The 24,743-nt window shown below is 34.1% G+C and carries 21 protein-coding genes; 15 read left to right on the forward strand and 6 right to left on the reverse strand.

Going from position 1 to position 24,743, the window contains the following annotated elements:
- Positions 1–16: 16 nt before the first annotated feature.
- From AXG55_RS12905 to AXG55_RS12915, 3 genes are all read left to right on the forward strand, one after another.
- Positions 17–1,159, forward strand: a complete 1,143-nt coding sequence (locus tag AXG55_RS12905; protein ID WP_148698515.1) for a UDP-N-acetylglucosamine--N-acetylmuramyl-(pentapeptide) pyrophosphoryl-undecaprenol N-acetylglucosamine transferase — start codon at positions 17–19, stop codon at positions 1,157–1,159.
- 1 nt (position 1,160) lies between these two features.
- Positions 1,161–1,715, forward strand: a complete 555-nt coding sequence (gene tsaE / locus AXG55_RS12910; RefSeq protein ID WP_233231219.1) for a tRNA (adenosine(37)-N6)-threonylcarbamoyltransferase complex ATPase subunit type 1 TsaE — start codon at positions 1,161–1,163, stop codon at positions 1,713–1,715.
- Between the two features lie 228 nt (positions 1,716–1,943).
- Positions 1,944–3,053, forward strand: a complete 1,110-nt coding sequence (locus AXG55_RS12915) for an ABC transporter substrate-binding protein (protein WP_148698517.1) — start codon at positions 1,944–1,946, stop codon at positions 3,051–3,053.
- 49 nt (positions 3,054–3,102) lie between these two features.
- Here the strand turns inward: AXG55_RS12915 and AXG55_RS12920 are convergent, their stop codons facing one another.
- The 5 genes from AXG55_RS12920 to rpoZ form a co-directional block, all read right to left on the reverse strand.
- Positions 3,103–4,860, reverse strand: coding sequence for a proline--tRNA ligase (locus AXG55_RS12920; protein WP_148698518.1), 1,758 nt, complete (start codon positions 4,858–4,860; stop codon positions 3,103–3,105).
- Positions 4,861–4,885: 25 nt separating this feature from the next.
- Complete coding sequence (locus AXG55_RS12925) at positions 4,886–5,791, reverse strand: class I SAM-dependent methyltransferase (RefSeq protein WP_148698519.1); 906 nt, start codon at positions 5,789–5,791, stop codon at positions 4,886–4,888.
- 17 nt (positions 5,792–5,808) lie between these two features.
- A complete protein-coding gene (locus AXG55_RS12930; protein WP_148698520.1) occupies positions 5,809–6,639 on the reverse strand; it encodes a Cof-type HAD-IIB family hydrolase in 831 nt (276 codons plus the stop codon).
- Positions 6,640–6,692: 53 nt separating this feature from the next.
- Positions 6,693–8,702: a methionine--tRNA ligase gene (gene metG / locus AXG55_RS12935; protein WP_148698521.1), complete on the reverse strand. Its 2,010-nt coding sequence runs from the start codon at positions 8,700–8,702 to the stop codon at positions 6,693–6,695.
- 110 nt (positions 8,703–8,812) lie between these two features.
- Positions 8,813–9,040, reverse strand: a complete 228-nt coding sequence (gene rpoZ, locus AXG55_RS12940) for a DNA-directed RNA polymerase subunit omega (RefSeq protein WP_148698522.1) — start codon at positions 9,038–9,040, stop codon at positions 8,813–8,815.
- Positions 9,041–9,238: 198 nt separating this feature from the next.
- Here rpoZ and AXG55_RS12945 point away from each other — a divergent pair, with 198 nt between their 5' ends.
- The 11 genes from AXG55_RS12945 to AXG55_RS12995 all read left to right on the forward strand — a co-directional run bounded on the left by AXG55_RS12945 (position 9,239) and on the right by AXG55_RS12995 (position 22,343).
- A complete protein-coding gene (locus AXG55_RS12945) occupies positions 9,239–10,813 on the forward strand; it encodes an ABC transporter substrate-binding protein (RefSeq protein ID WP_233231220.1) in 1,575 nt (524 codons plus the stop codon).
- A gap of 9 nt (positions 10,814–10,822) precedes the next feature.
- Positions 10,823–11,743: an ABC transporter permease gene (locus AXG55_RS12950; RefSeq protein ID WP_148698524.1), complete on the forward strand. Its 921-nt coding sequence runs from the start codon at positions 10,823–10,825 to the stop codon at positions 11,741–11,743.
- Positions 11,740–12,594 carry an ABC transporter permease gene (locus AXG55_RS12955; RefSeq protein ID WP_148698525.1) on the forward strand — a complete coding sequence of 285 codons (855 nt, stop codon included), beginning with the start codon at positions 11,740–11,742 and terminating at the stop codon, positions 12,592–12,594. The genes AXG55_RS12950 and AXG55_RS12955 overlap by 4 nt, the downstream gene beginning before the upstream one ends.
- Positions 12,595–12,611: 17 nt before the next feature.
- Positions 12,612–12,995, forward strand: a complete 384-nt coding sequence (locus tag AXG55_RS12960) for a DUF6165 family protein (RefSeq protein WP_148698526.1) — start codon at positions 12,612–12,614, stop codon at positions 12,993–12,995.
- Positions 12,996–13,189: 194 nt separating this feature from the next.
- Positions 13,190–15,493 carry a 5-methyltetrahydropteroyltriglutamate--homocysteine S-methyltransferase gene (gene metE / locus AXG55_RS12965; RefSeq protein ID WP_148698527.1) on the forward strand — a complete coding sequence of 768 codons (2,304 nt, stop codon included), beginning with the start codon at positions 13,190–13,192 and terminating at the stop codon, positions 15,491–15,493.
- A 212-nt stretch (positions 15,494–15,705) separates the two neighbouring features.
- Complete coding sequence (gene choX, locus AXG55_RS12970; RefSeq protein WP_148698528.1) at positions 15,706–16,650, forward strand: choline ABC transporter substrate-binding protein; 945 nt, start codon at positions 15,706–15,708, stop codon at positions 16,648–16,650.
- A 21-nt stretch (positions 16,651–16,671) separates the two neighbouring features.
- Entirely contained in the window at positions 16,672–17,514 is an 843-nt protein-coding gene (locus tag AXG55_RS12975; RefSeq protein ID WP_148698529.1) for an ABC transporter permease, read from the forward strand.
- Positions 17,504–18,367: an ATP-binding cassette domain-containing protein gene (locus AXG55_RS12980; protein ID WP_148698530.1), complete on the forward strand. Its 864-nt coding sequence runs from the start codon at positions 17,504–17,506 to the stop codon at positions 18,365–18,367. The genes AXG55_RS12975 and AXG55_RS12980 overlap by 11 nt, the downstream gene beginning before the upstream one ends.
- Positions 18,368–18,380: 13 nt before the next feature.
- Complete coding sequence (locus AXG55_RS12985) at positions 18,381–19,454, forward strand: aromatic ring-hydroxylating oxygenase subunit alpha (RefSeq protein ID WP_148698531.1); 1,074 nt, start codon at positions 18,381–18,383, stop codon at positions 19,452–19,454.
- Positions 19,435–21,135, forward strand: coding sequence for a choline dehydrogenase (gene betA / locus AXG55_RS12990; RefSeq protein ID WP_148698532.1), 1,701 nt, complete (start codon positions 19,435–19,437; stop codon positions 21,133–21,135). Before AXG55_RS12985 ends, betA begins: the two co-directional genes overlap by 20 nt.
- A gap of 125 nt (positions 21,136–21,260) precedes the next feature.
- Positions 21,261–22,343, forward strand: coding sequence for an acyltransferase family protein (locus AXG55_RS12995; RefSeq protein WP_148698533.1), 1,083 nt, complete (start codon positions 21,261–21,263; stop codon positions 22,341–22,343).
- An 85-nt stretch (positions 22,344–22,428) separates the two neighbouring features.
- Here the strand turns inward: AXG55_RS12995 and AXG55_RS13000 are convergent, their stop codons facing one another.
- The gene (locus tag AXG55_RS13000) at positions 22,429–23,757 is read right to left on the reverse strand and encodes a putative Na+/H+ antiporter (protein ID WP_233231221.1); all 1,329 of its coding nucleotides are present in this window, start codon (positions 23,755–23,757) and stop codon (positions 22,429–22,431) included.
- Between the two features lie 78 nt (positions 23,758–23,835).
- Between AXG55_RS13000 and AXG55_RS13005 the strand changes: the two genes are divergently transcribed.
- Entirely contained in the window at positions 23,836–24,525 is a 690-nt protein-coding gene (locus AXG55_RS13005; protein ID WP_148698534.1) for a YjjG family noncanonical pyrimidine nucleotidase, read from the forward strand.
- Positions 24,526–24,743 lie beyond the last annotated feature (218 nt).

Consider the following 24,743-nt stretch of genomic DNA (forward strand, 5'->3'; position numbering starts at 1 on the left):
AGAATTGGCGCAAAGAATGACTGAAAAAGAAATTAAAAAAAAATACAGTGTTGTTTTAACGGGAGGAGGAACAGCAGGCCACGTTTGGCCCCATTTTGCTTTATTTGAAGCCCGTCATTCACGCTTGGCAAAAGAGTTTCACAATAATAATTTAAGCGTCCACTATGTGGGTTCGCAAACAGGTATGGAAAAAGATTTAGTATCCAGTAATCAACCTACTTGGACATATCACTCGATTGCCACTGGAAAACTTCGCCGTTACTTTAGTTTAAAAAACTTTACAGATCCCTTTCGCATTATATTTGGCTTTATTCAGGCATTTTTGCTACTAGGAAAAGTAAAAGCCTCTATTGTTTTTTCAAAAGGTGGTTTTGTCTCAGCGCCTGTTGTCTGGGCTGCCTGGCTCAGAGGCGTTCCCGTTATTATTCATGAAAGTGATGCCACTCCCGCCTTAGCAACACGATTGACACTCCCCTTTGCATTAAAAGCTCTTGTCGCCTTTCCAGAAACTATTAAAAAGATTTCTCCTCTATTTCAAAATAAAGTTTTAGAAATTGGCTTACCCGTAAGAGAATCTCTTTTTTCTGCAACTCGCGAGGAAAGCCTTAAATACTTTTCATTACCAGAAAATCGAAAAACAATATTAATATTTGGAGGTAGTTTAGGTGCACAAAGCTTAAATAAAAAAATGTTTGAAATTATACCCATGCTACATAAAAATTATAATATCATTCATATCGTTGGAAAAGGTAACAAACAAGATATTCTTGGACTTGAAAACTACCGACAATTAGAATTTTTAAATGAAGGTATGAAATTTGCATATGCTGCTGCCAATCTTGCTATTTGTCGCGCAGGAGCAAGCAGTATTTTTGAACTAGCTGCCGCACGAGTGCCCATGATTCTCATTCCTTTAGGCATGCATGCCAGTAGAGGGGATCAAATTATCAATGCAAGAATTTTTATGAATAAAGGCTGGGCTCAATCTATTGATGAAAATACTTTTCAGAATGAATCAGCTATTCAACTCATAGAATCTACATTAAATTCCCTTGAAGAAAGAAAAGTCGCTCTTCAATCTGCTCCCTCAGTTGAATCAGCAACAAAAATTGGTGAACTCATTTGGGAAGTAATTTCTCAAAATGAAGGTAATAGTTAACATGATTAATATAGAAAATTTTAAATTAAATTTTAATAATTTATTAAGTGATATCACAATTGAGCAAATTCAGATTGAACTCTCATTAAATGAATTATCTCAATTTATGAAAGAATTTACTCTATTTTTAAAAGCAGGTGATTGGATTTTTCTTGATGGAGATTTAGGAAGTGGAAAAACTGCATTTACAAAGGAACTTTCTATTTGCTTAGGCGCCGAAGAATTTTCTGTAAGTCCAACTTTTTCAATTTTAAATATTGAAAATTTAAATCCGAATAAAGGTCTTAAAAATATAAATCAACATATTAAAAAATTAATTCATTTAGATTTATATCGCTTAAAATCAGGTAAAGAACTTAACTACTTAGGACTTGAAAATGAATTTCAAAGTTCTTCGACGATATGTGTTTTTGAATGGCCTTACAATGTTGATGAGGATGATTTTAATAAATTTTTTAGCATAACCCAATGTCCACGCCCTAAAAGAATTCTTGAAATTTTTATTGAACTTTCCGATGCCGAAGATAAAAGAATTTATTCCTTTCAGAAAAAGTAAAATAGCATATTTTAAATTATAAAAATGCCTGAATAAAATTAAAGTCAAAATTCCAATAAGAATTTATTTCCCACATTATTTATAATATACTCTCATTAATAAGAAGTTTTAAATATTGAACTCATTCATCAATGAATATTTTTACTGATGAGGTGCAAATTTGATAGATATAAAAAATTTTAAACACATTGAAGAATTATCACGATCAAATTATGAAAGAAAAATAAAATGAATTTTAGTAAAAAAATTTTAAATTACTTTATTATATATTTTATATTTATTTTTCATATCAATTCATTTTCAATATCTGTTACTTTTATAAATCCTGGCAAATCTGATGAAGATTTTTGGGTTACATCAGGAAAATTTACAGAAGCAGCTGCCAAAAATTTAGGGATTAAATTAGAGTCAGTATATGCACAAAGAAACAGAATATATATGGTAAAAATTGCAGAGGAAATTGCCAAAAGAACAGTAAAACCAGATTTTGTTCTTATTGTTAATGAAAAACTTTCCGCTGAGGAAATCATTCCCATTTTAAATGAGGCTAAAATTAAAACAATTCTGATTCATGTCGATTTAACAAAAGAACAAAAAAATATTTTAAAACGTCCCCGAGAAAAATACAAATATTGGCTAAGCACAATAGTCCCTGATAATACTTATGCAGGATATCTTATTGCCGAAGAAATTTATAAAGATGCCTTAAATAAAATAAAACATTCAACTAATTTTAATTTAATTGCTATTAATGGCGACAAAGCCACTCCTGCCTCTATAGAAAGAGGAGATGGGCTTAAAAAATTTCTTGAAAAACATTCTAATATCCATTTAAAGCAATCAATTTATGCCGAATGGAAAAGAGATATTGCTTTTGAACAAATGCAAATTATGCTAGAAAGATATAGTAATATCAATTTAATTTGGGCAGCGAATGATCCTATTGCCCTGGGTGCTTTAAAAGCAACTAAAGAAAAAAATAGACTTCCAGGTAAAAATATTTTTCTTGGTGGTTTAAACTGGTCAAAAGAATCTATTTTCGAAGTTAAAAATGGAACCTTAAGCACAACTGTAGGTGGACATTTTATGAATGGTGCCTGCGCTTTGGTTTATATTTACGATTATTTGCATGGCAAAGACCTTTTAAATAATCAATATGAAATGAATATTAAAATTTTTTCTGCAATTCACTCTTTTGAATCTAATGAGTTTTTAAAATATTTAGACGAATCAAATTGGCATAAAATTAATTTAAAAAATTTCTCTAAGACTTATCACTCTAACATTAAAGATTATTCATTCAATTCAAAAGATATTCTAAGAACTATTAGAAAATAATAAGATGCCTCATTATTTAAAAGTGATACAAAATATTCAATAGAATAAACTATACATTATTATATTTTTTATATTCATCTTTAATTTCTGTTAATAAGACATTTCCAATTTCTTCTAATTTAATTTTTCTAGGCTCTATACGATTATCACGATATTTTAATTCTACACACCCTTCAGCAAATGTTTTTGGAGAAAGAATAATGCGGAAAGGAATTCCAAATAAATCGGCATCGGCAAATTGGGATCCGGGTTTTTCATCGCGGTCATCAATCAGAACTTCAATTCCTTGTTTTGTTAATTTAATGTATAGTTCTTCAGATTTTTCTTGAATAATACTTTCTTTCCTATTCAAAACACACAAATGCACTTCATAAGGCGCAATAGGTAAAGGAAGAATAGGGCCTCTGTCATCGTGGCTTTCTTCAATAATTGCGGGAAGAAGTCTAGTAATCCCAATCCCATAACATCCCATTATAGGATATTGTTTTTTTCCATTTTGATCGAGATAAGTGCATTCCATGCCTTCAGAATACTTTGTCCCTAAATGAAAAATATTTCCAATTTCAATACCACGTGTTTCTTTTAATGATTCGTTACATTGAGGACAAGGATCGCCTTCTCTTGCCGCGGCAATATCGCCAATAATCACCTTCTTTTTTTCTACTTCATTTAATTTAGAATAAAAATCGCGCTCAAAATTAAAATTCGTAAAATGGTAATCTTTTTCGTTAGCACCCGTTGCTAAATTATTACTTTTAACAATAGTGTAATCGACGACAACAAAACAATTATTTAAATTTAAACCCATAGGACCTGTACTACCCGCAATAGCTCCCGCTTTGACAATAGAATCATGGGTTGCGGTAACAACTTCCGATTTCACAAGAGTACGCACTTTTTTATCGATGACTTCCAAATCGCCGCGTACAAAAGAAACCACAGGAATACCTTCTAGAGTTTGAAAAATAACAGCTTTAGCTGTTTGTTCTGCAGAAATACTTAAGCATTTCGTCAATGCATCAATCGTTTTAATATTTGGCGTGTGCACTTTGTCTAATGATAATTCAACGGACTTTTTGGTCACAAAAGGAGAAGTGGAAATTTCTTCATTTGCGCTGTATTTGCACTTGGGACAAGTGATGAGCTTATCTTCACCCGTAGGTGCGAGCATTTGAAATTCATGAGAATAACGTCCCCCGAATAAACCATTATCTGACATGACGCTGACAAAATTTTTGCAACCTGTTCTTTTGAAAAAACGATTATATGCATTAAAAACTTGATCATAATATTGTTTTAAATCTTCTTCGCTCGTATGAAAACTATAGGCATCTTTCATGGTAAATTCACGCAGGCGGATTAAACCTCCGCGCGGACGAGGTTCATCGCGAAATTTAGTTTGCACTTGATACATCATCACGGGAAGTTGTCTGTAACTTGTAATTTCTGTGCGCGCTAAGTAAACAACAGGCTCTTCATGAGTGGGGTTTAAAACCATTTGTTTCTCATGTCGATCCTGAAATTTCATCATATCTTTGCCAAATGTCTGGTAGCGTCCTGTCTCTTCCCATAATTCACGAGTTGCAGAGCAAGGCATTCTTACTTCTTGGCCTTCAACCGCATTCATTTCTTCTTTACAAATTTTTTCAATTTTTGAAACGCAACGCATGCCTAAAGGTAACAGGCCATAAATACCTGCTGAATATTGGCGCATAAAACCGCCTCTCAACATAAATTTATGGCTTGGCAATTCGCTGTCTCTAGGCGTTTCTTTAATTGTTCTTCCCACTAATTTGGACATGCGCATAAAAAAATCTCCAAGTAAAAAATGTTTATTCCATATTATTTTCTAATAAATCTTCTAGAGTAATGCTATTATTACCAATATATTCTTTTAAAGAAGTATATTCCTGAGTAGCAGAATCTAAATAATTTCCTCTTCTCACACATGTGATCAAACGATTTTTAGGCGTATGAGTAGAAGGAACAAATTCGGTTGCTGTTACTTCATAACCTTTAGATCGCGTCAAACAGATACGCAATACGTCTGTGAAATGCGCTGCCACTTCCCGACGAACTTGAGGTGTTTGATAGATAGGAGTTAAAGGATGGTTTTTATCAATTTCTTTCCATTTACGAGCCAATTCGGCTTGGCAGCAAGGAGCGACAGCAATAAAATCGGCTTTTTCTTTAATAGCAAATGCCATGGCCATATCGGTCGCCGTGTCACATGCGTGAAGAGCGATAACAGCGTGAGGTCTTGTTTCTTTATTCCATTTATAAGTCAACATGGAAGCGGCTTCAAATTGCAAAACATCTTGAAATCCAAGTTTTTCTGCTTTTTCAATATTGCTTTTGATGATTTTTGTGTTTGTATCCACACCAATTATTTCAGCAGGATGTTTACATTTTTCTTTAAAATACCATGCTAATAAAAAAGTTAGGTATGATTTTCCACAACCCGCATCGAGAATACGAACAACCTTATGTCTCTTTAAAAGATCTTCAAAATGAGCTTCTAGTAAATTGAACATATGATTAATTTGAATAAATTTCTTCAAATTATCTGGCGACATAGTCGCATCTGAATTTAATAATCCTAAAGTTCTCAACAATAAGGGAGCATTTAAAGGAGTTATAGTATAGTGTTTATCTCCCATAATTTTTTTAAGACGTTCCGGTGTCCACCATTTTTCGGCTAGTTCTTTAAATTCAGGTGGTTTTTTATAAATTTCCATTATGATATATTTCCAAGTTATTTAAGTCGTTCTAAAAAATCTGACACGCCATCTTCATCATTTGAAAGCGCTTTTGCCTTCGCAATTTTAAGAGCATGCACATCTGCATTTGCCATGGCAACACCAAGACCCGCTTGTGCTAACATTTCAACGTCATTTTCACCATCACCAAAGGCAATAACATCCTTAGTTTGTATGCCAAGATATTCGCAAACATATTGCATAGCAGCACCTTTGTTTGCATGAGAAGAACCAATTTCAATCCAAGGCCAACCATTAAAGGTACAAAATTTGGCATTAAATATTTTTAATATTTCAGACTGTTCCTCTAAAAATGCCGATCGCTTGCTATCGGGAGTGAGCAGAAATAAAAAACTAACAATAGCCTCTTTAGGAGGGTTATCCAAATCAAGTTCTTTCACATAGGAATCATAATGGCTTGAAAATTCATCCACTTCGATTTGATTAGGATGCAAACAATAAAAGCCATGCGCAGTATCAACAAGTATATTTTGAATGGCATAATTTAAATTGCCATTTATAACACTTCTGCACATAGAAAAAATAGCTTCTTTCAATTCGTCTTCAATATAGTTTAATAACATGGAATAGCCATCAATACTGTTACGAATATCACTGCCATTGAGTGTAATTACAGGTGTATTTATTTTTAAACCTTGAGTGACATTTTTAATAGATTTGATTGTTCTACCCGTTGCAATAACTACAGAAATACTACTATCAATGAAACTATTTAAACAATCTAGATTTTTTTTTGAAATCTTTTTTTGAGAATTTAATAAAGTTCCATCAAGATCAACAAATATCGCCTTATAATGAAAGCCCATATGTTCTCCATATTAAAAATATTTAAACAAAAATAAGTTATTTATTTATCAAATTAACTTAATACAGAACCTTCTTTGAGGTATTCGGGAAGTAAAATAGGGCTTACTTTACCATCAACTGTTTCTGATGAGAGCATCATTCCTTCACTTACGCCAAATCTCATTTTTCTTGGTGCAAGATTACAAACAATAATAACTTTGTAATTTACGATTTCTTCGGGTTTTACCCATTCCCGAATACCAGAAAATATTTGTCTTTCTCCAAGTTCTCCTAAGGAAACAATTAATTTTAATAATTTATCAGAACCTTCTACAAATTCGGCACTCAATACCGTACCCACACGCATTTCAACTTTTGAAAAATCTTGAATTGTGATGGGTGAATTTGGATTTTTAACTTCAGAATCCATTTGTTTTTTGACTTCCTTATCTAATTTTTTAGAAGGCTTTTCTTCAGATTTATTTTCTATTTTTTTTGTCTCAAGCTTCTTTTTAGGTTCTACAATTTCAAGCTCTGCAGCAATATCGACACGAGCAAATAATTTTGGTATTTCTTCAAATACGTAACCAAAATGAATAGCAAAAAATTCCTGTGCTTTTAAAAAGCTTTGATTCATTTGTGTTGTATCTTCGCCTATACTTGTCAGTAATTCATTCATTTTTTGCGGAAAAAAGGAATAAGATAAATAACCTACAACTCTTAATACACCGACACTTGTCGCAAGAATATTTGCTAATTTTGCTAGACTCTCAGCATCTGAATTTTTAGCAATATCCCATGGTTTTTGAGAAGCAATATGCTTATCAGCTAACGAAACAAGATTCCAAATTTCATTTATGGCATCTGCAATTTTAAAATCATCGAAGGCTCTTGTTACATTAAATACTGCATTTTTACAAGCTTCTTCAATATCTTTTTGCTCTTGAAGAAGATATTCCGAAGAAAATTTAGGAATTTCTTTTGAAAAATATTTTTCAATCATGGCAAGAGTTCTCGATAATAAATTACCGATTCCATTTGCTAAATCAGAATTATAACGTTCAAAATATGATTTCCAGGAAATATCTATATCATCACCCGGATTTGTTGCTCTAAAAACATAGTTCACAAACATATCTTTGCCATAATGTAATATTTGATCGACAGAAACAATATTACCTAAACTCTTAGACATTTTATGTGAATCTTTTAATAGCCAGCCCGTAATTAGAAGCTTAGGTAACGGAATATCTAATGATAAACACATAGCAGGCCAGAAAATGCCGTGAAACTTTAATATATCTTTACCTAAAATATGATGCGCATTTTTCCAATATTGACTGCTACGAGCAACTTCTAATCCACCAATTCCCGTAACATAATTAGGAAGTGCATCGAACCAAACATAAGCAACATGCTCAGAATCAAATGGCAATTCGACTCCCCAATTTAAACGCGATTTAGGTCGCGAAATACTGAGATCTCCCTCTAAACTATTCAGCATAGCTAATAATTCATTGATATACCGCTCTTGCTGCGTAATTTTTCCTTGCGCAATGAATTCTTTCAACTGTTCACGATACTTTGAAGTTCTAAAAAAATAATTTTTTTCTTTACGAAGTTCTGTTGGTCTTTTATGAATAAGGCAATGATTATTTTCATCCCGCTCGTTACTTGTTAAAAATCCTTCGCATTTAATACAATAATAACCTTCATGTTCACCAAAATAAATATCACCTTTTTTATGGCAATAATTTAGAATATCTTTAACATTTTGCACATGATTTTTATCTGTTGTTCTTATAAAAATATCATTATTAATTCCAAATCGGGTAAACTCATTTTTCCATAAAATAGACATGTCATCGACAAGCTTTTGGGGTTCAATACCGAGCTCTTTTGCTTTATCTTGAACGGCTTCACCATGCTCATCGAGTCCTGTTAAAAATTGAACTTCCATTCCTCTTTGTAAATAATGAGTTTTTAAAATACTCGCTAAAATAGTCGCATAAACATGACCAGCATGGGGGCTTCCATTTGCATAATAAATTGGAGTTGTAAAATATCGATAAGCAGAAGCCATAGTAAAACCCTTTTTAATTCAAAATAAAAAACTGGACACTGCGTAGAATTCAGCATCCAGTTTTCAAAAAATTGATAAGTCACGACTCATAGAAATTAATAAAAATACAATCACTTGACCTTATTTGGTAAATGCAATCCAGGCACAATTTCTGCATTTTTAATTCCCACTTTTCCAGCGGCAATTTCACGAAGAGCTGTTACCGCTTCTTTATTTTTACATTCAACGAGAGCATCACTTCCTTTTTGAAGTTGACGCATACGACGTGCCGCAAGCATAACAACTGCAAAGCGGTTAGGGATTTGATCGAGGCAATCTTGAACTGAAATACGAGCCATAATGCTTCCTTAAAAAGAGCAAAAGGGGAATGAAAACACTGTTTAAGAAACAGCATATCCTAAGTTTGTAGCAATAGCATGCGCATGCGTCAACACGTTTTTTGCTCGAAAGTTGGAAGTTTGTCCCGTTTTTTTCTAACATTTAGAAACAGGGTAAATGAAAGCGTTTTTCAAACGCCAACAAGGAGACCTCCTGCCATGACAATACGTTTAACTAGCAAAAGACTCTTAATTACAGCAATATCAATTGGTTTGATAGCTTATATCATCTATCTTTCGACAAGCTCGGGCTCAGGAAAAAACGGGGACAAAAACCCCAAAAACATTCTAACCATCGCTTTTGATTCAAAAATTCAGTCAGGAGATCCCCGCCTCATTGGCTCCGACGCCAATAGTCAGTACATCGAAAATTTAAGGTTTCTACCCCTTATCAGCTTTGATGAAGAGGGCAATACTCTTTATATGCTTGCTGATGAAGTAAAAATTCTTTCTAATAAATCTTGGAAAATATCCTTAAAAAAAGGCGTAAAATTTAATAACGGAAAAGAAATAGATGCTTATGATGCCGAAGCAACATATCTACAAATTCTTTCCCCGCAAACCGACTTTCCCCCAAGCCCCCGAAAAGGGGCCTTCAGCAACGTCTCTGTATTCAAAGCTACATCTAAATATGAGATTTTAATTGAACTCAAAACACCTGATACTTCTTTTTTAACAAATCTAACCATTGGAATTCTGCCCAAAGATGCGGCTCTCAGTAGCCCGCCCAACGTAGTCGATAGTAAAGGCTATGAAAGCGGACCTTTCCTATTAAAATCAGCAAGTGCTTCAAATTGGCTCTTGGTACGCAATGAAAACTACAATTTTTCAACCAAAGCAAAGATGGAACAGGTTGATTTTAAAATTATAACTGACAGCGGCACACGTTATTCTGCTCTCGTCCGAGGCGATATCGACATTGCGCAAAACGCCATCGATCCCGATAAAATCTCACTCTTACAAAAAACAAAAAGTGATATTTTTAATATTTTATCGGGCCCCAAACTCTCAACAACCTATTTGGCATTTAACTTTAGAGATCCTGTTTTTAGCAACTTGAAAGTTAGACAGGCCATTGCCTACGCGATTGATAGAAAAAGTCTGTTGCAATTCCGTTTGCAGGATCAAGGAATTCTAGCCTCAAGCATGTTCCCACCCAATCACTATTATTTTGATAGCAATATCCCAGAACTGCCATTTAATACGCAACGAGCGAAGACATTGCTGAAAGAATCGGGCATTACCGATCCTATTTCTTTTTCTATTAAAGTTTCCAATAGCAACAAGTCCACGGTTGAAGTCGCTAAAGCCATTGCAGCCAATCTTGCCGATGTGGGTTTTATTCCCACAGTAGAGATGCTTGAAAATAGTGTATTTCTTGATCAGGTAAAAAGAGGCGTAGCGAAAGTTTGGATTTCTCCTTGGGTCGGATTTAAAGATCCCGATCACCTCCGCTTTGTCTTTGCCAGCTCCATGGTGCCTCCTGCAGGAGGAAATCGAGGTGCCTTTTCAAGCGCTTCTGTGGATGAATTACTCCAAGAAGGCCGTGAAGAAGTCAAACCCGAAAAAAGAAAAGTGATTTATGATCAAGCTCAGGAGCTTTTGGCCGGAGAAATGCCCTATGTTTATTTATGGCATAGTTTAAATGTTGCTGTAGTAGCTAAAAATGTTGAAGGTTACAAACTTTATTCTGATGGAAGATACTGGTCCATAATTAACGTAACAAAAAAATAAAGGACAATAATGCTTAAAGTTATTTCTCAACGCTTTTTGCAATTAATTGCTGTGCTTTGGGGTGTTTCCACAATCGTTTTTTTCTTGCAACGCATGATACCTGGAAGTCCTGCAGATACGGTTTTAGGCGTCGATGCTTCAGATATTAATAAAATAGAATGGCTTACAAAATATGGATTTAATGAACCTATTTGGAAACAATACATTCATTTTATGACTCAATTATGCCAAGGTGATTTTGGCAAAAGTTATGCAGGCTATTTATCGGTAACAGATATTATTTTACCACGATTATGGGAAACAATCCAACTCGCCACTGTTGCTTTTATTTTTTCTATTTTATTTGCGACATTTATCGGAATTATCAGTGCTGCTCATGCAGGAAAGTTTACCGATAAAGCATCTGCCATTTTTTCATTATTAGCCATTTCCGCTCCCAGTTTTATAATTGGACCTATTTTAATGTGGATATTTGCCGTTAAATTTAATATTTTTCCCTTAATGGGAAACGAAGGCTTTAATTCATTTATTTTACCGTCCGTTACCTTAGGAGCCTCGCTTGCTGCCTTTTCAAGCCGCATGATCCGCAGTGGCATTGTCGATGTTTTGCAAGAAGATTATATTCGAACAGCAAAAAGCAAGGGGCTCAGCCAATTCACAATTTTAACGAAACATGCTCTACGCAATGCTCTTTTACCAACATTAACTGTCTTAGGAATGCAACTGGGCGTATTATTAAGCGGTACGGTCATTACAGAACAGATTTTTAATTGGCCCGGATTAGGCAGTCTTGTCGTTGAAGCTGTTCAACAACGGGAATATAATATTGTCTCAGGATGTGTTATTATCATGGCCACAATTTATGTCACCTGTAACCTTTTGGTAGATATTTTATACCGGGTCTTCGATCCGAGGGTGCGTTTATCATGAAGAAAATAACATATCGATTTTTTAAAATAGCAGGTCGTGATAATATTACCATTGTATCAGGATGTATTCTCCTTTTTTGGATTATTATTGCAATTATCCCTCTCATTATTCCGGTTTTTTCCCATATCCCCATTCATCTACAACAAAGACTACATAGTCCTTCTTTACAAAATTGGCTCGGCGTCGATGGCAATGGCCAAAGCGTGACTCTTCTCATTATGAATGGCGCTTCCACATCTCTTATTGTCAGCTTGTTCACAGTTGCCATGAGTCTTTTAGTAGGAATTCCTCTCGGCGCCATTGCGGGGTATTTTGGTGGGAAAGTGGATATTTTTATTTCGCGATTTATCGACATCCTGCTTGCCTTTCCCCCACTCGTTCTGCCCATTGCCATCATGGCTTTTTTTGGAGGAGGATTGATAAATGTCGTCGTTGCACTGAGTATTACAGGATGGGTGAGCTATGCACGGGTTGTACGCGGCCAATTTTTATCATTTAAAGAACGAGAATTTGTTGTGGCAGCTAAATCTCTCGGCGCTTCAAACAGCAGAATGATGTTTAAACATATTTTTCCTAATACAATTTCTCCTCTGGCTGTTCAAGCTACATTCTCTCTTGCCTCTGTCATTATTGCTGAAGCTGGATTGAGTTTCTTAGGCTTAGGCGTCAGCCAAGGGCACGTCAGTTGGGGCGGATTGCTCAATTCCGCACGTGATTATCTTACAACGAATCCAACACTTGCTTTTTTTCCCGCCTTGGCATTATTTACAATTGTAGCAAGCTTAAACTTTATTGGAGAAGCTTTGAGGCTGACATTTGATCCCAAAAGTATTGGTGCCGGCAGAATTTAAACGCTTAAGGAGATTTTATGACAGAAATACATACACCAATATCTATTGGAGAACTTCTTGATAAAATAACAATTCTTGAAATAAAATCTTCACGGATTTCAGACCCAAGCAAACTCATGAATATTAAAAAAGAGTTAAAACTCTTGTCTGATGTCTGTCAAAAAAATAATATTAATTTAAACGACAGTTTGATAAGTGAACTAAAAAAATATAATGAATCTCTTTGGGATATTGAAGACAAAATTAGAGATAAAGAACGCGCAAAACAATTCGATGAAGAATTTATTGGCCTTGCACGTGCCGTCTATTTTACAAACGATAAAAGAGCTGACGTAAAAAAACAAATAAATATGAAATCGGGAAGTGCCCTTGTTGAAGAAAAAAGTTATAATCCTTATTAAATAAAATAACCTACTTTCAGTATCATAAAATATACCTATTTATTTCATTTCCAATTAAATTCTCTTAGAATTTTCTTTTCATTAAATTAATAAATTTTTAACAAGAATTTAATGAAATTAAAAAAATACCATTCTAAAAATATTTTTTAATTTCTAACTGACATTTTTGTTAGATAGAAATAGGGAGTCTTATTATGATAAATTCATGCACTCATATTCTTGGATTTCCGCGAATAGGAAAGAAACGTGAACTTAAAAAAGCTCTTGAATCCTATTGGAAATTAGAAATAACTCAAAAACAACTATTAGAAGTAGGAAAAAAAATATGCGAGGAAAATTGGAAAATCCAAAGTGAATCTAATCTTAGCTTTATAACGGTAGGTGATTTTTCATGGTACGATCATGTGCTAGAGACAAGCGCGTTGCTTGGCGTGATTCCCAAAAGATTTTTAGAAAGTGATAATAAAATAAATATAGACACACTTTTTTGCATGGCACGTGGTCAATCTCTCAATAAAAAAGAACATGCTGCGTGTGAAATGACAAAATGGTTTAATACAAATTATCATTATATTGTTCCTGAGTTTAGTAAAAATCAAAATTTTCAGTTAACCTACAACTATTTTTTTGAACAGATCGATCATGCCTTATCATTTAATTATAAAATCAAACCTGTTCTATTAGGACCATTGACTTATCTATGGCTAGGAAAAACAAAAGGTGATGAATTTAATAAACTGAATCTCATTGAGAATTTAATACCAATATATAATGAAATATTTAGAAAATTAAAGGATAATAAAATAGAATGGCTGCAATTAGATGAACCTATTTTAGCTCTCGATTTACCAAATGAATGGATAAAAAAATTTAAATTTACATATGACAATTTAAATTTTCATGACATAAAAATATTAACGACAACATATTTCGGCTCAATAAGCGAAAATATAAACATCATTAATAATTTACCTGTGCATGGATTGCACGTCGATTTGTGCTCTGCTCCTCAGCAAATACACTCCCTCATTAAAAATTTTGACAATCAAAAAACATTGTCCGCAGGTGTCGTAAATGGAAGAAATATTTGGAAGTCTGATTATAATAAAATTATCGACCAATTAAATATTCTAAAACAAAGTTTCTCCAAAAATTTATGGATAGGAAGCAGTTGTTCCTTAATACACTCACCGGTGGATTTAGAGAGCGAACAAAAGTTGGATCCTGAAATAAAAAATTGGCTTTCTTTCGCAAAACAAAAAACAATTGAAATTAAATCAATAGAAATTATTTTTAATAAAAAAAATGGATATGAGAAAAATTTGCAACAAAATAAATTTGATATTCAATCACGTCTCATCTCTAAAAAAGTGATAAATCCATCTGTAAAAAAGAGAATTTCGGATATCAATCCAAAATTTTATCATCGCGATAGCAATTATGAAGAACGTTCCATAAAGCAAAAAAATCTATTTCATCTTCCTTTATTTCCAACAACAACCATTGGATCATTTCCGCAAACTCAAAATATCCGAGAACTTCGTAAAAAATTAAAAGAGGGATCAATTTCAAATGAATTATATACTCAACAAATTAAAGAGCACATAAAAGAATGTATCACGATACAAGAGAATTTAGAACTTGATGTCCTCGTCCATGGGGAAGCAGAAAGAAATGATATGGTCGAATATTTTGCTGAATTTATGAATGGTTTTATCTTTACAAGTCAGGGTTGGGTGCAAAGTTACGGCTCACGCTGCGTTAAACCGCCAATTATATATGGAGATGTTTTTAGAGCAAAAGCTATTACGGTAGAATGGGCAAAATATTCACAATCGTTAACAAATAAGCCTGTAAAGGGCATGCTCACAGGCCCCGTAACAATACTCTCATGGTCCTTTGTCAGAGATGATCAACCAACTAAAGAAACAGCGCTGCAAATTTCCTTAGCTCTGCGCGATGAAGTTCTCGACTTAGAAAAAGCAGGAATTAAAATAATTCAAATTGACGAACCCGCTTTCCGAGAAGCTCTTCCCTTACAAAAAAAAGATTGGGAAGAATATTTATCTTGGTCTGTTAAATGCTTTAAAATAGCTTCTTGCGGTGTTGAAGATAGCACTCAAATTCATACACATATGTGCTATTCTGAATTTAACGATATTATTCATGCCATTGCTAATCTCGATGCCGATGTGATTACATTAGAATGCTCTCGCTCCAATATGGAATTATTACAAGCCTTCGAAAATTTTTCCTACCCAAATGAAATCGGTCCTGGAATTTACGACATCCATTCTCCCCTCATTCCAAATACAAATTTTATAGTTATGCAATTGGAAAAAGCATTGCAATTTATTCCGAAAGAACGTTTATGGATTAATCCTGATTGTGGTTTAAAAACTCGGAATTGGCCTGAGGTGAGCAAGGCTTTAAAAAATATGACTGAAGCTGCTAAAAATTTAAGAAGGCAATTCTATAATAATTCAAATCATTTTTAAATATAAATGGTAATCAATTATAAATCAAAATATATAATTTTAAAATAAATTGAATTTACCAAATTTATAAATACACAAAAGCCACCCAATATATTCCATATTATTAAATTTAATCCTCTCATGAAATCATTAATAGACAAATAAATTAAAATCATATAATGATGATATCAATGTATGAATAAAAATGTTCGAACCAATTTTTTGAGGAAATTATGCATCGACTCTCTGTATTATTTTCAGTGTTTTTTAGCGTACTTTCATTGAAAGTATTTGCTGCAGTAGATTGCAAAAAAATCCGATTTTCAAATGTAGGCTGGACAGATGTGACAGCCTCAACAGCAATTGCTTCTGAAATTTTAAATTCACTTGGCTACGAAACTAAGTCTACAGAACTTTCCGTCCCCATGACATTTGCAAGTCTTAAAAATAAAGATATCGATGTTTTTCTTGGCAATTGGATGCCCACAATGACGGCAGATATCCGACCTTATCAATTACAAGGTTCAATAGAAACAGTAGGTACAATTTTAAGAGGTGCGAAATATACTCTTGCTGTGCCTAGTTACGTTTATGATGCCGGAGTCAAAACATTTTCTGATTTAAATAAATTTAAAGATAAATTTCAAGGAAAAATATATGGAATTGAATCGGGAAATGATGGGAATCGACACATATTGGATATTATCAAAGAAAATGCTTTTAACTTAAATGATTGGAAACTTATTGAGTCAAGCGAACAAGCCATGTTAATGGAAGTTATTCAAGCAACTAAAAGAAATAAATGGATAGTTTTTTTAGGATGGGAACCACATCCGATGAATAAATTAATAAAAATGCAATATCTCGATGGCGGTGACAAGTACTTTGGCCCCCATGATGGTGAGTCTACAGTCTACATCAATACTCGAAAAGGATATTCAACCGAATGTCCCAATGTAATTCATTTCTTTAAAAATTTTAATTTAACAGTCGAAGATGAAAATCAAATGATGGATATGATTCTCGCTCGAAAAATGGAACCCACTAAAGCAGCACAAAAGTGGTTAAAAGAAAATGTTCCAAAAGTTGAAAAATGGCTAATTGATGTAAAACTCAGTAATGGAACACCTGTAAAAATTGATGAATTAAAAAATAAATTTGCTTCTTTATCCCCATAAAAAATATTAAAAAGGATATTTATGCAAAAAATACCAATTGGTACTTGGGTACAAGAAGGAATCAATCTTATAATTGATTTAACAGAATCGCAATTCCGCACATTTTCAGACAAATTAAATGACTTAATAGGAAATATATTAGATTTACTAGAAATTATTCACCCCTATTTATTAATCTCTATTTTAGTTATTATTTCCTATATTTTTAAAAGAAATTTAAAAACAGCTATTTTAATTGCTATAGGAACTTTTCTCATCCAAAATTTAGGGTATTGGCGCGAATCTTTAGAAACTGTGACTCTCGTTATTTTTGCCACAACAATTTCAGCAATTGTTGGTATTCCCATTGGTATTTTGTGTGCTCACAGGCCTTATGTTTATGCTTTAGTCCGTCCCCTTCTTGATCTTATGCAGACAATTCCCACATTTGTTTATCTCATTCCCACATTAATGTTATTTGGTTTGGGAATGGCTCCCGGGCTTTTTTCCACAATTATTTTCGCAATGCCGGCAACTATTCGCTTAACTTATTTAGGTCTCAGTAAAGTACCTCACTCGTTAATGGAAGTGGCTGATTCCTTTGGTGCGAGCCGTTGGACAAGACTATGGACAGTTGAAATTCCCTTTGCAAAGTCTTCAATTTTAACGGGAGTTTCCCAATGCGTGATGCTTTCCTTATCCATGGTTGTCATTGCTGCTTTAGTGGGTGCTGAAGGGCTGGGAAAACCTGTTGTTCAAGCGCTGAATACCGTCAATATCGTCAAAGGATTTGAATCCGGATTAGCCATTGTCATTATCGCTATTTTATTAGATAGAGTTCTTTCTATATCAGAAAAAAATCAGGTAAATTCATATGAAAAATGAATGTTTTAATATTCAAAATCTCGATCTTGTATTTGGCAAAAAGCCGAAAAAAGCATTTGAAGCACTCGATAAAGGAATGAATCGTGATGAAATTCATCAAGAATGGAATCAAATTGTTGCCGTACAAAATGCTAATTTTCGCGTTTATCAAGGAGAAATTTTTGTCATTATGGGATTATCTGGTTCAGGAAAATCATCACTATTGCGCTGTTTAAACGGAATGAATGGAAGATCTCATGGAAATATAAGAGGTCAAATACTATTTATAGATCCTCTCACAGAGCAATTTGTAGATATTAGTCATTGTAATAATGATTTAATTATGAAAATTAGGAAACATAAAATTTCTATGGTTTTTCAACAATTTGGCTTAATGCCCTGGCGAACTGTAGAAGAAAATGTGGGATATCCATTAGAAATTCAAAAAATTTCTCCCTCTGAAATAAAGAAACAAGTTGCAGAAAAATTAATTTTAGTTGGCCTTTCTGAGTGGAAAGACAAATTTCCTCATGAATTATCTGGCGGCATGCAACAGCGCGTAGGTTTAGCACGCGCCTTTGTCACTGATGCAGATGTTCTTCTTATGGACGAACCTTTTTCTGCATTAGATCCATTACATAGAAAACATTTACAAGAAGAAATATTACAACTTCAAATTCATTTAAAAAAAACAATTGTATTTGTTACTCATGATTTTTCTGAGGCCTTAAAAATAGGAACTCGCATTGCAATTATGGAAGCTGGTAAAATTTTACAAATTGGAGTTCCTAAAGATTTAATTGATAATCCAGCTTGTGAAATCGTCAAACATTTTACCTCAGAAGTGCAAATTGCAAATTCAATTTACTCTTAAAGGAGAATGAGCTATGAGTCCTTTTACTAAAACAATTCCTGCCTCCTGGTATTATGATCCCCATATTTATGAAATGGAAAGAAAATCTATATTTTCCTCAGAATGGATTTATATAGGAGAAGAAAACGATTTTAAAAATAGTGGTGATTATATTAAATATGAAATGGCAGGATATCCCTTATTTTTGGTAAAAGGTGAAGACAATTTAATACGAGGTTTTCATAATGTTTGTATTCATAGAGCAGCTCCTTTAGTCTCTGAAAAAAAAGGAAATTTAAAAAATTCATCCGTCACATGCCGATATCATGGATGGACTTACGATTTAAAAGGCACTTTAAATCACACACCGTTTCTTGAAACCTCAGATGTTAAAAAAAATTGTCAAGGATCTTTATTTGAAGTAAAATTAGCTCAATTTAATGGATTAATTTTTATAAATCTAAATGAAAACCCAATTGATTTTAATGAATTTATAAATCCCCTTGATCATGAATTAAATCATGCAAAATATAATTTTAATGAATATACCAATTATGAAAGCATGGAGCATGAAGGAAATTTTAATTGGAAAACGTGGCAAGATGGTTTTCAAGAATGCTATCATTGTATGACAATCCATCCTATTTTTAATAAAAACTTTCAATTGAGAAAATATAATATTGAAAATAAAGATCGCTATTCTGTTCACTCTTGTGAACGCAAAGATATTACATCATCCTTTGGCGAGTTTGAAGGTCTTTGGCTGTGGCATTATCCTAATTTAGGATTACCTTGTTACCAAAATTGTTTTTATACTTTACAAGTAAACCCCATAAATTCAAGAAAAACAAAATTAAGTTACCGTTTCCGATTTAAATCTCATGTCAATGAAATAGAACGAAAAGAATTTATAAAAACAATCGAAAAGATAACCTTTGAAGATATTATGATATGTGAACAAGTTCAGAAAAATTTAGAAGTAGGAATTTACAATGAAGGCATACTACATCCTGAAAGAGAAAATGGAGTTGAATATTTTCACTCCTTAATTAAAAAAGCTCTTGCTGATCAAAATAAAGGAATTCATTATGGCAAAAACACAATATGATTTTATAATTGTGGGAGGAGGCTCAGCGGGTTGCGTTTTAGCGAATCGTTTTAGCACAAATCCTTCAAATAAAGTTCTTGTTCTTGAGGCAGGCCGACCCGATTATATTTGGGATATATTTATTCATATGCCCGCGGCTCTTATGTATCCTTTAGGAAATAAATACTACGACTGGTGTTACAATAGCGATCCCGAACCTTTTATGCAGGGAAGAAGAGTCTTTCATGGACGCGGCAAAGTATTAGGCGGTTGTAGCTCCATCAATGGAATGATTTATATTCGTGGCAATCCTCTTGATTATCAAAAATGGGCGAATCAAAAAGGTCTCGAATATTGGGATTATCAACACTGCTTGCCGTACTTTAATCGAGCTGAAACACGCATGATAGGAGCAGACAACTACCACGGATTTACAGGTCCTTTAATGCTTGAAACAGCATCCTGTGATAACCCACTATTTCATGCTTTTTTTGAAGCTGTCCAAGAAGCAGGTTATCCCCTTACAAATGATGTGAATGGTTTCCGTCAAGAAGGATTTGGACGTTTTGATAGAAATATAAATAGAGCCAGAAGAATTTCAGCATCAAGAGCTTATCTACATCCTGTAAGAAAAAAAAGACCTAATTTGCATATAAAATGCAGAGCTCTCACAACAAAAATACTCTTTGAAGGTAACAGAGCTGTTGGCGTTGAGTACCAACAATACGGTGCAACACATAAGGTTTATGCTGGCGAAGTGATTTGCAGTGGAGGAGCTATTAATTCTCCACAACTTCTCCAGCTCTCAGGAATTGGCAACGGAAATGATTTAAAATCACTCGGAATTAAAGTTGTAGAAAATCTTCCAGGAGTTGGACAAAACTTGCAAGATCACCTTGAAGTCTATGTTCAATATGCATGCAAACAACCCGTCAGTTTATACCCCGCTTTAAAATGGTGGAATAAACCTAAAATTGGTTTTCAATGGCTTTTTCAGCGCAAAGGAGCCGCCGCAAGCAATCATTTCGAAGCAGGCGGGTTTATAAGAAGTAACAATGAAGTAACATACCCTAATATTCAATTTCATTTTCTCCCTCTAGCAGTAAGATATGACGGGACTTCTCCTTCAGGAGGACACGGATATCAAGTACACATTGGTCCTATGAATTCCGATGCACGGGGACGTGTGAAAATCCGATCAACTGACGCTCGTGAACATCCCAGTATTTTATTTAATTATTTATCAACGGATCAAGATAGAAGAGAATGGATTGAAGCCGTTCGTTGCGCTCGAAAAATATTAAATCAACCCGCCATGGATGATTTTAATGCGGGAGAGACATCACCAGGGAAGCATATTGAATCAGATCAAGAAATATTAGATTGGGTATCTCGCGATGCGGAAACTGCATTACATCCCTCTTGCACATGTAAAATGGGTGAAGATGGCATGTCCGTAGTCGATCCTAAGTCTATGCGCGTTCATGGTGTTAGCAATTTAAGAGTTGTCGATGCCTCGGTTATGCCGTTTGTTACCAATGGAAACATTTATGCTCCTGTTATGATGATTGCTGAAAAATCCGCTGATTTAATTTTAGGAAATTCCCCTCTACCACCTGCACCAACAATTTATTATCAACATGAAACGCAACCCAATTTAAATAAAAAATATTCTTCAAATGAGTTAAATGCCATGACGTAATTATTTATGAATTATAAAAATTCAATAATGTTATTCTCTCTATTTAAATTTAACGTAACAATTCCGCATTCCAAAAAGTTTTTTCCTTATGTTAGCAAACAGTCTTCATCAAGAGGTTTCGCTTTATGGTAAAAAACAAAAGAATATCTTCAATAGATGCCTTACGCGGCCTTACTGTAGCCGCAATGCTATTAGTTAATAATGCGGGCGATTGGGATCATGTGTACCCTTGGTTAGAACACGCAGAATGGCATGGCTGCACTCCGCCCGACTTCATTTTTCCTTTTTTTCTCTTGATTGTCGGTGTGTCAATACAACTGGCGCTGGGCGCCAAGGCCGATGCGACATCGTCACAAGTGGAAAGAAATGCTTTGCTAAAAAGTGTTGTCTGGCGAGGCATTCGCATTTTTTTATTGGGTGTCACCTTACATCTTTTAGCCGCATTTCTTATGGATGGACGCGCCTTTCGCTTATTGGGCGTATTGCAACGCATAGGCGTGTGTTTCATTGCTGCAGGATTGCTGACGATTCATGTGAAACAAGCAAAAGCCCAATGGTTGTTGTTCGTAACGATTTTACTTGGGTATTGGGGATTACTACAATTCTCAGGTGGTTTTGCTCCGGGTATTAACCTAGCTGACCGCATTGATACGGCATTACTCGGAAGGCTTTCTTACTCCTTTAATCCAGCGACAGGGCAGGCGCACGATCCGGAAGGCATTTTATCGACGTTGCCTTCCCTAGCAACGACGATCCTTGGTTTAAGAGCCGGAGCCCTGTTACGACAAGGAAAAACTTTATCCTTAATTATGCTTGGATTTATACTTATAGCTCTAGGATTTATCTGGTCTCATTGGATGCCCTTAAATAAGCAATTATGGACATCGTCATTTGTCTGTGGAACGGGCGGCACAGCTCTGCTTATAATTGGAGTTTTTCATTATTTAATAGACAAACGCGGCTGGCCTGCATTCGGTACAAGCTTTGGCGTCAACGCTATTGCAGCCTATGCGGGCTCCTGGATCGCAGTTTGTTTGCTTGAAGGATTTCACATTATGCGACCCTTGTATCAACGTTTATTTTCGGATCCTCTTACAACACGCTTTGGCGCCGAATTTTCTTCATTTGCTTTCGCTCTGGCATTTACCTGTTTTTTTGGAATAGGAATGCGCATTTGCTATGGGCGTGGTTGGAGGGTGGTTATTTAAATGTGCAAATCTCTCGCGCCCAAGCCTAATTTCAGTTTGTGATAACTGTTATTAGGCAAAAATAAGCTGCAAATTGATATGATACTTACAAAAATAGCAAACAAGAAATCGCAATAATAGTAAAAGGTAACGCACCTAATAATAAATACAAGGGGCTAATCCCATCTTCACCTAAATTTTTATTTAATATTCCATAGCCAATAGGATTAGGTGCATTGGCAATGACAGTCAAGCCACCACCTGCCACAGCACCCGCTACGAGAGAGTATTTCATAGCATCGGACAAATTAGGAACCAACGTTCCCAAATAAGTTAACGCTGCGTTGTCTGTTATTGCGGTTAAACCTGTTGCTCCCAAAAACATTGTTGTTGGGTTTAAAGAATTAACCAGTGGAATGAGCCACCATTGTTGCAAGCCACCTAAGGTAACAATTCCACCTAAGAAAAATCCAACTAACAATGCCTCACGAATTTTTAAAGGATTTTGATATTCTTTAGTTACTTCAAACCAACCTACAAACAGTAAAAACAAAGGAACTAAAAATGAAATATATTTATGATAAACAATACATAATATTAAGAAAAAGACATTGACAAGAATAATCCAATAAGGAGTTTTTTGTCTACCTTCTTTAGGTTTGTCAAGTTTTTCTGTTTCTTTAATTGCTTTTCTAAAATAAAATGCTGTTAATATTGTTCCAATAAATACAGCGATGGCGGATTTCCAACCAAAATGTGTAAACATAAAAGGAAGATCCCATTGCCACGCCCCTGTTACAATAATAACGGGTGGAGCTGCAAAATGAGTTAATGTTCCACCGATTGAAATATTTACGAACAAAAGACCCAACATGGCATATTTAAATTTTAAATTTGAAGTCTTAGAAAAAAAATGCTCTTGCAATAACAAAGCACAAACCGTCATGGCAACGGGCTCTGTAATTAAAGAACCACATAATGATCCAAATATAAAAATACAACTAAACAAAGTAATTCTTTTATTTAAAAATAAAATCTTAGAAAAGAAAGCAGATAAAAGAGAAATACCTCTATCGGCAAGATACATAACGGGTTTTGTTGCCGACATACACATAATTACAAACACAAATACCGTTTCTTTAAAATCAATTTCATTTAAATAATTTAAAGATGCAGACATTCCTAATAATAGAGAAAGCAAGGTTAAAAAAATGAATGCCCAAAATCCAAAGACAACTTCGACTTCTCCTAAAAAGTGCAATACTTTTTCAGACATGGAACCTTTGGGACGCTTATGTGACAAAGCCACTATTTTACTCGCGCAAAAGGTGTGAATTACCGCGCAAATAAATATTGCTGTTGCAGAATAAATAATAGTATTATTTTGCAACAAACTGCTCATAATTGAAATTTTTTCCGGACAACCAACAGTCATTTTATACAACTTTCCTTGCAGTTATTTAAGAGTTTTGCAATACCCTATATGTAGATTTTATGCAAAGGACTCTTAATTATGAAATATTCCCTCATCTTTTTTGACGCAGATGATACCCTGTTCGATTTTAACAAATCTCAGGAAATTGCTTTCCGGGATACCGTTGCTCACTTTAAAATTAATTACCACATTGAAAGTCTTTTTTCAGAATATAAGCAATCTAACAAAGAGCTCTGGTCTGCTTTGGAAGGAGGCACCGTTGGCCTTCAAGATCTGAGAACACTGCGCTTCAAAAAAATATTTGATGCTCATAAAATTCACTCCGATCCCAATGATGCCGGTAATTATTACTTGCAAAAACTTTCTGAATGTACGCATTTATTACCCAATGCTGTCACAATCTGTCAATTTCTTAAAACGGCAGGAGTAAAAATTGGCATTATTACCAATGGATATTCTGATGTGCAAAAAAAACGACTCATGAAATCGGAACTTCATCCTTTTTTAGATACCATTACAATTTCTGAAGATACAGGTTTTCGAAAACCACAACCACAAATATTTGAATTGGCATTAAATCAATTTAAAGAAATTCCAAAAAATAAAGTGCTTATGGTTGGAGATAATATTGTCGCAGATATTCAGGGAGCACAGCAATTTGGTTTTGATACGTGTTGGTTCAATAAAAGAGGTGGCAAACTTAAAAATGATATTGAACCAACATATTGTATATCTGAGCTCATTCACATCAAGAAAATATTAAATTAGTGAAAATTAAAAATACGGTTCAATAATCTTCCAAAAATTATTCCAAATTCATTTAAAAATTTAAAAAATATTTGTGATTTTATATACTTTATAAGAATAATTACGAAAGAAAAAAATATAAAATACTCACAATCAAATTGAACTAAAGACAATTTAATATTAAAATTATTCAGCATGAGTAATTCTAAAAACCAGTATAAATTTAATATCAGAAAAAG

The organism is Silvanigrella aquatica (genome assembly GCF_001907975.1).
Taxonomy (GTDB): domain Bacteria; phylum Bdellovibrionota_B; class Oligoflexia; order Silvanigrellales; family Silvanigrellaceae; genus Silvanigrella; species Silvanigrella aquatica.

Bases quoted from the DNA above. Each gene is read 5' to 3' on its own strand.
- AXG55_RS12905 (WP_148698515.1), top strand. From the start codon at position 17: ATGACTGAAAAAGAAATTAAAAAAAAATACAGTGTTGTTTTAACGGGA.
- tsaE (WP_233231219.1), top strand. From the start codon at position 1,161: ATGATTAATATAGAAAATTTTAAATTAAATTTTAATAATTTATTAAGT.
- AXG55_RS12915 (WP_148698517.1), top strand. From the start codon at position 1,944: ATGAATTTTAGTAAAAAAATTTTAAATTACTTTATTATATATTTTATA.
- AXG55_RS12920 (WP_148698518.1), bottom strand. From the start codon at position 4,860: ATGCGCATGTCCAAATTAGTGGGAAGAACAATTAAAGAAACGCCTAGA.
- AXG55_RS12925 (WP_148698519.1), bottom strand. From the start codon at position 5,791: ATGGAAATTTATAAAAAACCACCTGAATTTAAAGAACTAGCCGAAAAA.
- AXG55_RS12930 (WP_148698520.1), bottom strand. From the start codon at position 6,639: ATGGGCTTTCATTATAAGGCGATATTTGTTGATCTTGATGGAACTTTA.
- metG (WP_148698521.1), bottom strand. From the start codon at position 8,702: ATGGCTTCTGCTTATCGATATTTTACAACTCCAATTTATTATGCAAAT.
- rpoZ (WP_148698522.1), bottom strand. From the start codon at position 9,040: ATGGCTCGTATTTCAGTTCAAGATTGCCTCGATCAAATCCCTAACCGC.
- AXG55_RS12945 (WP_233231220.1), top strand. From the start codon at position 9,239: ATGACAATACGTTTAACTAGCAAAAGACTCTTAATTACAGCAATATCA.
- AXG55_RS12950 (WP_148698524.1), top strand. From the start codon at position 10,823: ATGCTTAAAGTTATTTCTCAACGCTTTTTGCAATTAATTGCTGTGCTT.
- AXG55_RS12955 (WP_148698525.1), top strand. From the start codon at position 11,740: ATGAAGAAAATAACATATCGATTTTTTAAAATAGCAGGTCGTGATAAT.
- AXG55_RS12960 (WP_148698526.1), top strand. From the start codon at position 12,612: ATGACAGAAATACATACACCAATATCTATTGGAGAACTTCTTGATAAA.
- metE (WP_148698527.1), top strand. From the start codon at position 13,190: ATGATAAATTCATGCACTCATATTCTTGGATTTCCGCGAATAGGAAAG.
- choX (WP_148698528.1), top strand. From the start codon at position 15,706: ATGCATCGACTCTCTGTATTATTTTCAGTGTTTTTTAGCGTACTTTCA.
- AXG55_RS12975 (WP_148698529.1), top strand. From the start codon at position 16,672: ATGCAAAAAATACCAATTGGTACTTGGGTACAAGAAGGAATCAATCTT.
- AXG55_RS12980 (WP_148698530.1), top strand. From the start codon at position 17,504: ATGAAAAATGAATGTTTTAATATTCAAAATCTCGATCTTGTATTTGGC.
- AXG55_RS12985 (WP_148698531.1), top strand. From the start codon at position 18,381: ATGAGTCCTTTTACTAAAACAATTCCTGCCTCCTGGTATTATGATCCC.
- betA (WP_148698532.1), top strand. From the start codon at position 19,435: ATGGCAAAAACACAATATGATTTTATAATTGTGGGAGGAGGCTCAGCG.
- AXG55_RS12995 (WP_148698533.1), top strand. From the start codon at position 21,261: ATGGTAAAAAACAAAAGAATATCTTCAATAGATGCCTTACGCGGCCTT.
- AXG55_RS13000 (WP_233231221.1), bottom strand. From the start codon at position 23,757: ATGACTGTTGGTTGTCCGGAAAAAATTTCAATTATGAGCAGTTTGTTG.
- AXG55_RS13005 (WP_148698534.1), top strand. From the start codon at position 23,836: ATGAAATATTCCCTCATCTTTTTTGACGCAGATGATACCCTGTTCGAT.